Origin of the sequence: Roseovarius gahaiensis (assembly GCF_011601345.1) — a bacterium.
Classification (GTDB): domain Bacteria; phylum Pseudomonadota; class Alphaproteobacteria; order Rhodobacterales; family Rhodobacteraceae; genus Roseovarius; species Roseovarius gahaiensis.
Genome location: NZ_JAAORB010000009.1, coordinates 85,915 through 98,428 on the forward strand (window position 1 = coordinate 85,915; position 12,514 = coordinate 98,428).

The window sequence follows — 12,514 nt, forward strand, 5'->3', positions numbered from 1 at the left end:
CGGTCAGTTCCCATTCGGGGGTTTGGGGCAATCATCGGGGGCGTGCTGGCCGTCAAACGCGACCTCGCCACAGCGGTTGATCTGGTGCCAGACATAGCCGCGCCCGTCTTCGGTGATGGCAACGATCCGGTCGATGCCGTATTCGATGTCTTTCTGGCCCAGAAAGGCCAAGGCAGTGCCATCTTGCAGGGCAGCGCCAAGCGCATCGGCATCGAAACAGTCAAACCAGCTGGGCGCAACCAAAGGCTCGGCCCGGTCATACATCTCGTAGGTTTCGGTTAGCATGGCATGGCTCATCGAGGTGGTGAAGCACGCGCGATACCGGATCGGCGAGCTATCGGAATCAATCGCGCGGAACTCATCGTACAGCACCGGTTCGGGCTGGCCCGACACAAGCGATGTCATTTGCACATCATCGGTGCCGTTGCCCGACACCTCGTCATAAAAGGCATAAACCTGAAGATAATAAAGCGCCGCACCCGCAACCAATGCCGTAACCAAGATCAAACCCGCCAAAAACTTTCCCATTATGCCGCTTGCCCCCCGGCTTCTGTCTGCACGAAGGCATCGGCGCATTGCTTGGCCAGCGCCCGCACACGCCCGATATAGGCCTGCCGTTCGGTCACCGAGATCACGCCGCGCGCATCAAGAAGGTTAAAAATATGGCTGGCCTTGATGCATTGGTCATAGGCCGGATGCGCCATGATGATCCGCTTGCCTGTTTTCGGATCGTCGTGATGTTGCGACAGGATCGCCTCGCACTCGGCCTCGGCCTCTTCGAAATGGCGCAGCAAAACGTCGGTGTCGGCCACGTCGAAATTCCAGCGGCTGTATTCCTGCTCGGTCTGGCGGAACACATCGCCATAAGACAGGGCAATCGGTGCGTCGGGGTCGTTGAACGGCATATCCATGACGTGATCTATGCCCAGCACATACATCGCCAGCCGCTCCAGCCCATAGGTCAGTTCGCCCGACACGGGGTGGCAATCATGGCCGCCAACCTGTTGGAAATAGGTGAACTGGCTGACTTCCATGCCGTCGCACCAGACTTCCCAGCCCAGACCCCATGCGCCCAAGGTCGGGCTTTCCCAGTCATCCTCGACAAAGCGGATATCATGCAGCGCCATGTCGATGCCAATGGCCTCAAGACTGCCCAGATACAGCTCTTGCAGGTTGGGCGGGCTGGGTTTGATCAGCACCTGATACTGGTAGTAATGCTGCAAGCGGTTGGGGTTCTCGCCATAGCGGCCATCTGTCGGGCGGCGCGACGGCTGCACATAGGCCGCAGCCCATGGTTTTGATCCAAGCGAACGCAGCGTCGTAGCCGGGTGAAACGTGCCGGCGCCCACTTCCATATCGTAGGGCTGCATGATGGCGCAGCCCTGCCCGGCCCAATAGGTCTGGAGCCGCAGGATAATCTCCTGAAAACTGCGTGGCTTGCTGGTGCTGTCCGCCATGGTTGCCTCCGAGGTGCGGGCCGTCGAAATCACCGTTCTTACCTACGGCCCCGATCCGGCAGGGTCAATTGCACGGGCGGGCATATTTTGGATGCATAGAGGCCCAGATTTGCTAAAACGAATGTCAAGCGTCATCACCGACGCACAGAAACGCGATCGGGCAAGGGATCAGGACCAATATGATACGGATTTTTGCGGCAGTTTTGTTTTCAATCGCGTTCACCGTCGCCGCGCAGGCGCAACAGCGAACCGGCGCCGCATGGGTGCAGATCGAAGCGCAACCCAGTCTGTCGCAAGCGCGCGAAAGCATCCGTGATTACGCGACCCGATTGCAAGATGTGAATGGTTTTTCGCTTGGTGCGGGGTGGTATGCCATCGCGCTTGGCCCCTACGCCCCGCAGGACGCCGAACGTGTCTTGCAGGTGTATCGGGCCGAGGGCGTCATCCCACGAGACAGCTACATCGCCGCCAGCAGCGATTACCAACAACAGTTCTGGCCAATCGGCGCAAATGACCTGTCCGGCCCGGCCTTAATGCCCGCCGCCCCGGCCCCTGACAGCGCCCTTGACGATACACCGGGAACGGCAGCACTGCCCGACCCTGATCCGATTGACGAAACCCCAGCCCAAGCCCGCGCCAGCGAACGCGAGCTAAACCGGGACGAGCGCGCCGCGCTGCAAGAGGCGTTGAAATGGGCCGGATTTTATGGCGGCGCAATTGATGCAGCCTTTGGCCGCGGCACACGCGGCGCGATGTCCCGCTGGCAAGATGCGCGAGGCTATCAACCCACCGGAATTCTGACAACCCGCCAGCGCGCTGAATTGCTGACAGCCTATAATGCCGTGTTGGCCGATTTGGAGCTAAAGACGGTGCAGGAGACTGAAGCCGGCATCGAAATCAAACTGCCAACCGCGGTTGTGGCCTTCGACAAATATGAGCCCCCCTTTGTGCATTACACGCCGTCCGGCGACATCGACGCGCGCGTCTTTTTGATCAGCCAACGCGGCGACAGCAACACGTTGGGGGGCCTTTATGACATCATGCAGACCCTTGAAATCGTGCCCGAGACCGGGCCGCGCACGCTGACCGACGGCGCCTTTACCCTGATTGGGGAAAGCGCGCTGATGATCTCGCACACGCAAGCGTGGCTGAAAGACGGTGAGATCAAAGGCTTTACCCTGATCTGGCCCGCCGGGGACGAAGAACGCCGCACCCGGCTTTTGGGCGAGATGCAAGAAAGCTTTACCCGGCTTGACGGCGTTCTGGACGCCACCGCAAGCAGCACAGAGGTGCAAAGCATCGACTTGGTATCAGGTCTGGAAGTGCGCAAGCCGAGATTGACGCGCTCGGGCTTTTACGTGGATCGCAGCGGTTCGGTCATCACCACCAGAGATGTGGTGCAGGGATGTGGCCGCATCACCATAGATCAAGATCACGAGGCCAACATCACCAGCCAAAACGCCGATCTGGGTCTGGCCATCCTAAGCCCGCGCGAAACATTGGCACCCTTGGCGGTGGCCGCGTTGCAAAACACGGTGCCGCGCCTGCAATCCGACGTGGCTGTGGCGGGGTATTCCTATGGCGGCATTCTGGGCGCCCCCACGGTGTCTTTTGGCCAATTGGCCGAACTGCAAGGCCTGAACGGCGAAGAGCAGTTGAACCGCCTTGCGCTGACCGCGCTTGAGGGCGATGTCGGCGGCCCGGTGATGGATGCGGCGGGCAGCGTTTTTGGCATGCTGCTGCCGGGCACGCAACCGGGGCGCACTCTGCCAGAAGGTGTCAGCTTTGCCCTGACCGCCGACGCGCTGCGCGGTGCGCTAGAGCAAGCGGGCATCACGCCCGCCGCGCCGACCGATACCGGTGCGCTTGACCCCGAAGCCCTTGCCAACAAAGCCAAGGGCATAACCGTTCTGGTCAGTTGTTGGGAGTGACCGCTACGTCACATCTGTGACAGCGCAGACGGATCAATCGCGCCAGAACACCGGCATCACCAACACGACAACGGCCACCACTTCAAGCCGGCCCATCAGCATGGCCAGGATCATGATCCACTTGGCCTCGGTCGGATAGGCGGTCAATGCGCCTGTCGGCCCGATCAACTCACCAAAGGCCGGGCCAATGTTGAAAATCGCAGTCCAGGCCCCGGTCAACGCGTCGGACATGGTCAGACCGGTCAGGGCAAGCGCCACCGAAAACAGACCGAAGAACAGGATATACATGGTGAACAGCAAGATGACGGACTGCAAAACGTCATCGCCCACGGCCCGCCCATCATGGCGCAGCACGGCCACCTTATGCGGGCTGAAGATGCGCGAGGCCTGCATCCGAATTGCGCTGATCAACAATTGATAGCGGAAAATCTTGATCGAGCAGCCGGTTGAGCCGGTGCAGCCACCAATTGCGCCGACGATGATCAACACCACAAATGGCATAGCCCCCCACGCGGTGACATCGCCATCACCATACCCCGTGCCTGAAAAGATCGAAACGACGTTGAACAAACGCTCGCGCACCTTTTCCTCGCTTAGGGTTTCCGAAACCAAAAACTCGTAGGCAATCACCGCCAGGCAGGCGTAGATGACCCAACGGACATATGCCCGCATCTGCGAGTCTTTCATTAACGGCTTAAAGTCGCCCCGCATCCCCTGCATCAGACGCACAAACGGCATGCTGCCCAAGAGCATGAAGACCACACAGGCATATTGCGGCGCGCCCGGAAACGCGGCAAACGACTGATCACTTGTTGAAAACCCGCCTGTTGAAACGGTCGTCAGCGCGTGTACGGTCGCGTCGAATGCGTCCATGCCCAGCAGCATATAACTGACCGCGCATAGCAAGGTCAGTGCCAGATAGACATTCAGTATCCCTTTCGAGATATCAACCGTCCGCGGCAACACCTTGCCAAATGTATCAAACCCTTCGGACCGGAAAAACTGCATCCCGCCGACGCGCATCACCGGCAAGAAGGCCAAGGCGACAATCACGATGCCCAACCCACCCAACCATTGCAGGATACCCCGCCAAAGCAGCAATCCCTTGGGCATCGCATCAAGGCCGCTGAACACGGTCGAACCGGTGGTGGTAACGCCTGACATGGCCTCGAACATCGCATCGCTAAAGCTGGCCTGCGTGGCCCCCAGCATAAACGGCAGGGTTCCAAAGGTCGGCAAAACCACCCAAACCCCAACCGTCAGCAAAAACGCCTGTTGAATGTTCAGGCCTTCGGCCACGCGGTTTTGACAGGCCAACGCCATCAAACCACCCACAAGGATCGTCAAGATCGCGCTTTCTGCGAAAACAGGCCAATGGTCACGCCCTTCGGCGATGTCCACAAGCATGGGGAACAGCATGGTCGCACCAAGTGTGGCAACCAGCAATCCTACCACATATCCAACCGGGCGCAGATCCAACATGACGGGCAGAATTGGCCTTGGCGCGGCGAAGTGTCAAGCACCTGCAGTGCCGCATGAAATCCGTGCGCAGCAGACGCACCAATGCGCAACAGGGCAACATCAAGGATGCCCGGTGAGCAACCAGCGCAGAAAAGGGGCGCGGCACTTCCTGCGCGCCCAAAATTCAATTTGGACCGGGATCAGGAGTAGTAGAGATCACGATAAACATGGTGGACGATTTGATCACGCCGCAGCCCCATACGGGCCAACTCGGCGTCGCTTTTGGTCTCAAGCGCGTCAACTTGATCACGGCGTGACGCTTTGTAAGCGTGCGCCTCGAACTTGGTTAACAGCGCCGCACCCAGAGTTGCCAGCCATACGCGGAATCTGGTCGGAGCGCGGGTGATATTTGTCGTCAGCGTTACCATTGGAAACCTCTCTTTCGTCTCTCAGGTTTCCTCCCTATCCCAAGGGTAGGTCAGTATAGCTGACTTTACCATCGCGTTTTGATCATGCCTGCCTTGTGAATGCTGCAACGCAGCACGGACCGAGGCCTCACGGTCATGTCGGCACGAACAACAGTCGTGCTGCCGGGGCACTTTGGCTGGGCATAAAGGTCAGTTTTGCTCCCTTAAGGCGTCGTGCCGCAAGCATAGGGGGCGCGGCACGTTGGGATGCCGCGCCATCCAGAGGTCAGCCGACGTGGAACAGCGTCGCGAACAGTTTCGGATCGATGCTATCTGCCGCGAAGGTATCGCCTTCGGTCACGATACTGACGGCATCATGGCTGTGCAGGCTTTCCTGATGGCTTGCGACAACACGAAAGTCCCCAATACGTTGATCGGCCAGAAACTGTTCGCAGAACAAGCGCGCGGCGTCTTCCACGAATACCGGGTTGGAGGCGTTCAATTCTGCAAAGGCCTGCTCGTCCTCGCGCTTGACCATCACCTGCGTTTCTGTCGGCACTGCGGCGCGGGCCATGTCGATCAGATCTTCGAACCAAACCAGTTTGCCGCCTTCGACCTCGACCGATAGCCTTGCCACCGAGCGCTGCGAATGCGGGGTCGCCAATTGGCCGCGCGTCTGGCGGGCATGTTCGCTCAGTTCCAAAGAACAGGGGCATGTCGACGAATAGACGTAATCCAGATGCATGAACTTGCGCCGGATACCATCACGCTCGACCAACTCCATCGCGATATTGTAGTATTGGTAACCTTCCAGCTCTGACCGCAGCGACCGCACCTTCATCGGGTAGGAAAACCGCATTTGCAATCGAGCGTCGATTGAGTCCAAGTCGGTGATGTAATCATCAAGCGCAGCTTCCATCACCTCGAAACTAAAGGTTTTTTCAGCATGGCGGTAAAAACTGCGCATGATGCGCGACATGTTGATGCCTTTTTTGCCCGCCTCAAGGCTGACCGTGCCCGTCACGCTGGTTTCCAGCGTCAGATCGCCATTGTCCCGAGTGTGAAAGCGGATCGGCAGGCGAAAGTTTGAAATGCCGACATGCTGTAGCTGCTGTTTTGCCCCACGGATCAGCGAGGATGGCCCGTTTTGCAGATCGGGCAAGCCAGACTTGTAAGCAGCATCCACTTTGAAATCGGCATCATAGTCACGCGCCAGATCGGGATAGTTCGACGGCGCGTGGGTCGGCAAAAGCCGGGCAATGGCAGGGTCCAGATCGGCCACCTCTTCTGGCGTGGCGCGTTCGGCCCACGCTTTGAGGCGTTCAAGTGCCGCCTTGGCATCTTCACGATCCGGCATATCCGAAAGTTCCCGCGTGTGAATATTCATGTCTGGCCCCCTGATGCGTGGTACCCGCTATATCTAATAAAGCGATGCACGTATTTCCAATCTCGAAAAGAAATACGTCGTTACCGACACCTTGGATCATTCTATTCACCCGAGGTTTGCAATGCCTGTGACAGATCGGCAATCAAATCGCCAGTATCTTCCAGCCCAACCGACAAGCGCACAAGCCCCGGCGTGATCCCAAGCGCGGCCTTCTGATCGTCTGGCAAACGCTGGTGCGTGGTGGTCGCCGGGTGCGTCGCAATAGATTTCGCATCGCCCAGATTGTTCGAGATCACCACGATTTTCAGTTCATTCAGGAACCGAAACGCCGCCGCCTGCCCCCCGGCCAGTTCAAGCGCGATCACCGTGCCGCCCTTGCCCATCTGCCGGTCGACCAAGGCGTTCTGCGCGTGCGACGGGTGGCCGGGATAAATGATCCGGCTCAGCCCCGGCTTGCCTTGCAACGCATCAACAATCGCCAAAGCACTGTCGGCTTGCGCATGAACCCGCAGCGATATCGTTTCCAACCCTTTCAGCATGATCCACGCCGTGAAAGGCGACATCGACCCGCCGGTGTGCTTCATGTAAGGTTCGACCGTGCCTCGGATAAAATCGCGCGATCCAAGGATCACCCCGCCAAGCGCCCGGCCTTGGCCGTCGATATGCTTGGTCGCCGAATAAATCACAACATCGGCGCCTTGTGACATGGCCCGCGAAAACACCGGGGTGGCAAAAACATTGTCGACAACCACCGTCGCCCCGACCGCATGCGCCAAATCGGCGACGGCTTGCAAATCCACCACCTCAAGCGTGGGGTTTGCGATCGTTTCAAAAAACACGGCGGTCGTGTCAGGGCGAATGGCCGCGCGCCACTGGTCCAGATCGGTGCCATCGACAAAGGTCACCTCAACGCCGTAGCGCGTCAGTATATTTTCCAGAATATACAGGCACGACCCGAACAAGGCGCGCGCCGAAACAACATGATCGCCCGCCTTCAGCATCGACATCAACGCACCGCTGACAGCCGCCATGCCACTGGCGGTTGCAAATGCGTCTTCGGCCCCTTCAAGCCCTGCAATCCGGTCTTCGAACATCGCAACGGTGGGATTTCCGTAACGCGCATAGATGTATTCATCCGGACCGGCGTTCAAAAAACGCGCTTCGGCCTGTTCGGCCGTATCGTAAACAAAGCCTTGGGTCAGGAAAATCGCCTCGCTGACCTCGTTCCACTGGCTGCGACGCGTGCCATCATGCACCAGCTTGGTGCGTGTTTTCCATTCGTTGTCCATATCCGACCTCCTAGGGCAGCGGCCCCAAAGAAAAAACCCCCGACGCGGTCAAGCGAAAGGGGGCTTTCATCCTGACCTCTTTAGCGGTGTTGTTTAACGTGGCCCGCAATCCGGTAACAAATCGCCACGCGAACCGATTAGCCGCACAGGTGTGGCAGGTCAACACCGTCACGGTGGTTTAACCAAGCCGTCAAGAAAGTTTCGTACGCATTGCCTATCGAGACCCCACAACATGTAGTGGAAAACTCTGACAATGCCATTTCTACAGGTCAATGCCGGGAAAGATGGACCATGTCTGCACAGCAGCACACAGCCTTTGCAGCCCCGCCTTGAAGCTGCACTGCGCGCGCCGGGGCCCGTGATCATAATGACCCATGGCTTCAAATTTGCACCGGGTGACGGTCTGGATTGTCCACATCAGCATATCTTGTCCCCAGCACCGCGCAATCCAAGCTGGAAAGCGGTCAGTTGGCCACAAGGCCTTGGGCTCAATATCCCGCAGGAGTGCCATCGCGGCCTTGGCATCGCCTTTGGGTGGGCCGGACGCGGCACGATATGGCAAGCCTACAAGCAGGCAGGCAACGCGGGACGGGCACTGGCCAGCCTGATCGGCATGATCCACGACATTGCACCCGGCAAGCCGATTCACCTGATCGCACATTCGCTTGGTGCGCGGGTGGTTCTTAGCGCGTTGCATGAATTGTCCACTCACAGCATCAGCCGCGCGATCCTGCTCTGCGGTGCCGAATATGTCGACACGGCGGTCAGCGCCTTGAACGCGCCAGCAGGGCGTACCGCCGACATCATAAACGTAACCACCCGTGAAAATGATCTTTTTGATTTCCTGATGGAATGCCTGATCCCGTCCCCGCCCGACGGCAACAATCGGTGCCTTGGACGGGGCCTGCCAGATCGGCCCAACACCTTGAATCTGCAATTGGATCAGCCCGCTACGCTGGCGCGGCTGTCACAGGCCGGATACCGGATTGCCCCTGCAAAAACACGCATCTGCCACTGGTCGTCTTATTTGCGGCCCGGGGTTTTCCAGTTCTATCGCGATCTGTTGTTCGGGTCGCACTTTTGGCCCATGCAGGAGTTGCAGGCCACCCTGCCCTATCGACCCGACCCGCATTGGACACGCTTACGCAGCCTTGTTCCCCACGGCTCAACCCTCCTCCAAGGGGATACGCCGGCGCTATCTTAGGCAATGCCTGTATCGGCCCTGTCACCCTCAGGGTCTGCCGTCAGACCCATGACCCAATAAATCGCGCAAAACCGCCACGCAGATGGCGTGTCATCCCTGCTAGAGTTTCTCAAAACCTGTCAACACTGCAAGGGTCAGTGCAAGGTCACACATCATCGTCGGTCTGGGTGCTGTGATCGCGAAACAACCGGCCTTGCGCCATGAAAAACAGGAAAATCGCCGCCGTCAGACCGAATGTCTTGAAATAGACCCAAGACTCCTCGCTCATCAGGCGCCAGACCAATTCGTTCAAGACCGCCAGCCCAAAGAAAAACGCCGCCAGACGCCGTGTCAGGATGATCCAGCCTTCATTGGTCAGCGGCATGACCCCATCCATCACATATTGCAGCCAAGATTGGCCACGCAAAAGCCCAGCCACCAAGACGCCCGCAAACAGCAGGTAAATGATCGTCGGCTTCATCTTGAAAAACTTCGGATCGTTGAACCAAACGCTCAAGCCCCCAAAGACAACGATCAAAACCGCCGTAACCACCTGCATTCTGGACAAATGGCCAGTCAGGAACCACAGCAACCCCATGGCCAGCAAGAACACTGGGATAAACCCCGCCGTGACCACGATAAATCCATCGTATTCCATGCCGCCGATTGTGAAAATCCGGTCTTTCAGCCACAGGTACGCGGCAAAAAAACCAAGAATCGGGCCCAGTTCCAGCCCGGTTTTCAACATCGGATTGATCTTGCGTTCGGTCATGTCCTGCCTTTCGGTCATCCGCCCACCTCAACTATCACAGCGCCCACCGCGATCAATGCCATAAGGGCAATCCGGCGTGGACCCACGGTTTCCTTCAGCACGAGCCAGCCGATCAGCGCGGCAAACACGGTAGAGGTTTCCCGCAGAACCGCCGCCTCGCCCACCTTGTCCAGCCGGGTGGCCAGCATGATCGAGCCAAAGGAGAAAAACGCCACTAGCCCTCCTGCGACCCCACGCACCATCAGCGGCCCCAGTGTGGGCGGCGCGGGCATCGCCCGCCACCGCACATATGCATAGAATGGCAGCACGACACCGTCGATCATGAAAAACCACGCCAAAAACGTGAAAGGATCAGCCGCAGCGCGAATGCCATAGGCGTCATAGGTGGTATACAGCGCCACGAACATCCCCGTAAACACCGCCAGAACCAAGGCAATGGGCAGGTTTTCGCGGTTCACATCCAGATACCGCAGGTTATAGAGCGCCAGCCCAAAGATCCCCGACAGCAAAACCGCAACCCCCAGCCATTGCACGATGGTAAAGGTCTCGGCGAACAGGAGATAGGCCGCGATGACGGTGAACAAAGGGGCCGCACCGCGCACAACCGGATAAACCACCGTGTAAGCGCCCTTGGTGTAGGCCTGCGCCTGCAAGATCTTGTAGGCCAAGTGAATCAAGAACACCCAGCCAAAGATCGGCCACATATGCGGCTCGGGCCATGGCACAACGAACAGCGCAAAAGGTGCCGCCATCAGCGCGTAACTGCCATCAATCGCGCCACGGCTCAGCCACGGATCGTGACGCCCTTTTTGCAAAGCGCCAAAAACCGCATGCAAAAAAGCGGCCAGCACCGCCAGCACCATCGCCAGATGATGCCCCTGTGCCGTGCCCTCAAGCGAAATCAGCCACGCGCTCACAGGCGGGCCAACCCTGATGGGTGGCCACTGGCCTCAAGAAAGGTCAATGTCATTGCCGGTCCAGACCTGTCAGGGCCGCAGCAAAATCTTCGGGGTCGAACGGGGCCAGATCGTCGATCTGCTCGCCCACGCCGATGGCATGGATCGGCAAGCCGAACTTGTCGGCCAAGGCCACCAGCACCCCGCCCTTGGCCGTGCCATCCAGCTTGGTCATGACCAAGCCACTGACATCGGCCAGCTTTTGAAACGTCTCAACTTGGCTTAGCGCGTTTTGGCCGGTCGTGGCATCCAGCACAAGCAAGGTGTTGTGCGGCGCGGTTTCATCCTTCTTGCGGATGACGCGCACGATCTTGGCCAACTCTTCCATCAGGTCCGCGCGATTCTGCAACCGGCCCGCCGTGTCAATCATCAGCAGATCGGCACCATCGGCCTGCGCTTTCTCCATCGCGTCATAGGCCAAACTGGCCGGGTCCGACCCTTCGGGCGCGGTCAGCACAGGCACGCCCGCACGATCGCCCCAGACCTGCAACTGTTCCACCGCCGCGGCGCGAAACGTGTCACCGGCGGCAATGACAACCGATTTGCCCGCCGCCTTGAACTGGCTGGCCAGCTTGCCGATGGTCGTGGTCTTGCCCGATCCATTGACGCCCACCACCAACACCACCTGCGGGGTTTTGGAATAAAGCGGCATGGGCCGCGCGACCGGGTCCATGACGCGGGTAATTTCGCGGGCCAAAAGCTCTTTGATCTCTTGCGTGGACAGTTTTTTGCCCATGCGGCCCTCGGCCATATTCGCCGTGACGCGCAGCGCGGTATCCACCCCCATGTCGGCGGTGATCAACAGCTCTTCGAGTTGCTCCAGCATGTCGTCATCCAACACGCGGCGTATGACGGTTTTAGGCTCTTTCCGGCCCAAAAGACGGCCCAGAAGACCGGGCTTTTCCAGACCTGCGTCAGACCCACCCTCACCCGGCCCACCTTCACCCGGCGTGGTGATGGGAATTTCCAGCGGTGCCGGGGTTGGCCCCGGCTCGGGCGATCTGACCGGGGCTTCCTGCGGTGTCGCATCGGGGATTTCCTGCGGGGGCGCAGGTGGGGTCTCAGACGGCGGCGGCGGCACCTCTTGGGGGCCGGGCGACGGGGCCGGATCAGGATCGGGTGCCGGCGTGGGGTCAGGCTTTGGCTCTGGTGTCGGCTCTGGCTCAGGCTGTGGCTCAGGCACCGGGGATGGTTCCGGGTCTGGCTCGGGCGTTGGCACTGGTTCGGGTGTGGGCTCCGGCGCTGGTTCAGGCTCCGGCGTTGGTTCGGGCTCCGCCGGCGCCTCTGCACTGGCCGCGACCAAGTGCTCTTCCTCGCCGCCCTCTTCCACAATTGCATCCAAACCGTCTTCGAGCTTCGAAGACGATTTGAACAGCTTGTCTTTGAGTTTCTTGAAAAACGCCATGCGCCCTCCGATCACCAGTTCCCTTTCACCTAATCTGGATCGGGCCGATATGGAAGATGCAGGCGCGTTTCTTAAACTTCGTCGGGGAAATGTTTGATGGTGAGGCGGATTGGGTTTGGGGCGGCTTGGCCGAGGCCGCAGATCGAGGCGTCGCCCATGGCTTGGCACAGCTCTTCCAGCAGCGGCTGGTCCCAGTGGTCGGCCTGCATCAGCTTGACCGCCTTTTCACAGCCCACCCGGCACGGCGTGCACTGGCCGCAGCTTTC

12 protein-coding genes and 1 riboswitch are annotated in these 12,514 nt (G+C 59.2%); of the genes, 2 read left to right on the forward strand and 10 right to left on the reverse strand.

Annotated elements, in window-relative coordinates:
* Positions 1 to 3 precede the first annotated feature (3 nt).
* Both HAT86_RS07315 and HAT86_RS07320 read right to left on the reverse strand, forming a co-directional pair.
* The gene (locus HAT86_RS07315) at positions 4 to 528 is read right to left on the reverse strand and encodes a DUF6446 family protein (RefSeq protein ID WP_167195144.1); all 525 of its coding nucleotides are present in this window, start codon (positions 526 to 528) and stop codon (positions 4 to 6) included.
* Positions 528 to 1,457 carry a glycine--tRNA ligase subunit alpha gene (locus HAT86_RS07320; protein WP_167195147.1) on the reverse strand — a complete coding sequence of 310 codons (930 nt, stop codon included), beginning with the start codon at positions 1,455 to 1,457 and terminating at the stop codon, positions 528 to 530. Before HAT86_RS07320 ends, HAT86_RS07315 begins: the two co-directional genes overlap by 1 nt.
* 179 nt (positions 1,458 to 1,636) lie before the next feature.
* Between HAT86_RS07320 and HAT86_RS07325 the strand changes: the two genes are divergently transcribed.
* Positions 1,637 to 3,388: a serine protease gene (locus HAT86_RS07325; RefSeq protein WP_167195150.1), complete on the forward strand. Its 1,752-nt coding sequence runs from the start codon at positions 1,637 to 1,639 to the stop codon at positions 3,386 to 3,388.
* Between the two features lie 33 nt (positions 3,389 to 3,421).
* Here HAT86_RS07325 and HAT86_RS07330 read toward each other — a convergent pair whose 3' ends face one another.
* The 4 genes from HAT86_RS07330 to metZ all read right to left on the reverse strand — a co-directional run bounded on the left by HAT86_RS07330 (position 3,422) and on the right by metZ (position 7,932).
* Entirely contained in the window at positions 3,422 to 4,870 is a 1,449-nt protein-coding gene (locus HAT86_RS07330) for a TrkH family potassium uptake protein (protein WP_167195152.1), read from the reverse strand.
* 179 nt (positions 4,871 to 5,049) lie between these two features.
* Positions 5,050 to 5,277 carry a hypothetical protein gene (locus HAT86_RS07335; RefSeq protein ID WP_167195155.1) on the reverse strand — a complete coding sequence of 76 codons (228 nt, stop codon included), beginning with the start codon at positions 5,275 to 5,277 and terminating at the stop codon, positions 5,050 to 5,052.
* Positions 5,278 to 5,542: 265 nt separating this feature from the next.
* Entirely contained in the window at positions 5,543 to 6,643 is a 1,101-nt protein-coding gene (folE2, locus tag HAT86_RS07340; protein ID WP_167195158.1) for a GTP cyclohydrolase FolE2, read from the reverse strand.
* Positions 6,644 to 6,744: 101 nt separating this feature from the next.
* On the reverse strand, positions 6,745 to 7,932 hold the full coding sequence (gene metZ / locus HAT86_RS07345; RefSeq protein ID WP_167195163.1) for an O-succinylhomoserine sulfhydrylase: 1,188 nt from the start codon (positions 7,930 to 7,932) through the stop codon (positions 6,745 to 6,747).
* A gap of 59 nt (positions 7,933 to 7,991) precedes the next feature.
* Positions 7,992 to 8,070, reverse strand: a riboswitch (SAM riboswitch).
* Positions 8,071 to 8,299: 229 nt separating this feature from the next.
* Between metZ and HAT86_RS07350 the strand changes: the two genes are divergently transcribed.
* Positions 8,300 to 9,136, forward strand: a complete 837-nt coding sequence (locus HAT86_RS07350) for an alpha/beta hydrolase (protein ID WP_231125852.1) — start codon at positions 8,300 to 8,302, stop codon at positions 9,134 to 9,136.
* A gap of 145 nt (positions 9,137 to 9,281) precedes the next feature.
* On the opposite strand, the gene HAT86_RS07355 is transcribed toward HAT86_RS07350, so the two are convergent.
* From HAT86_RS07355 to HAT86_RS07370, 4 genes are all read right to left on the reverse strand, one after another.
* Positions 9,282 to 9,887, reverse strand: coding sequence for an inner membrane-spanning protein YciB (locus HAT86_RS07355; RefSeq protein WP_167195188.1), 606 nt, complete (start codon positions 9,885 to 9,887; stop codon positions 9,282 to 9,284).
* A 14-nt stretch (positions 9,888 to 9,901) separates the two neighbouring features.
* Positions 9,902 to 10,804 carry an EamA family transporter gene (locus tag HAT86_RS07360; protein WP_167195170.1) on the reverse strand — a complete coding sequence of 301 codons (903 nt, stop codon included), beginning with the start codon at positions 10,802 to 10,804 and terminating at the stop codon, positions 9,902 to 9,904.
* Positions 10,805 to 10,853: 49 nt separating this feature from the next.
* Entirely contained in the window at positions 10,854 to 12,248 is a 1,395-nt protein-coding gene (gene ftsY, locus HAT86_RS07365) for a signal recognition particle-docking protein FtsY (protein WP_167195173.1), read from the reverse strand.
* 71 nt (positions 12,249 to 12,319) lie between these two features.
* Positions 12,320 to 12,514: NADH-ubiquinone oxidoreductase-F iron-sulfur binding region domain-containing protein (locus tag HAT86_RS07370; RefSeq protein WP_331272514.1), on the reverse strand; the 195-nt coding region annotated here is incomplete at its 5' end.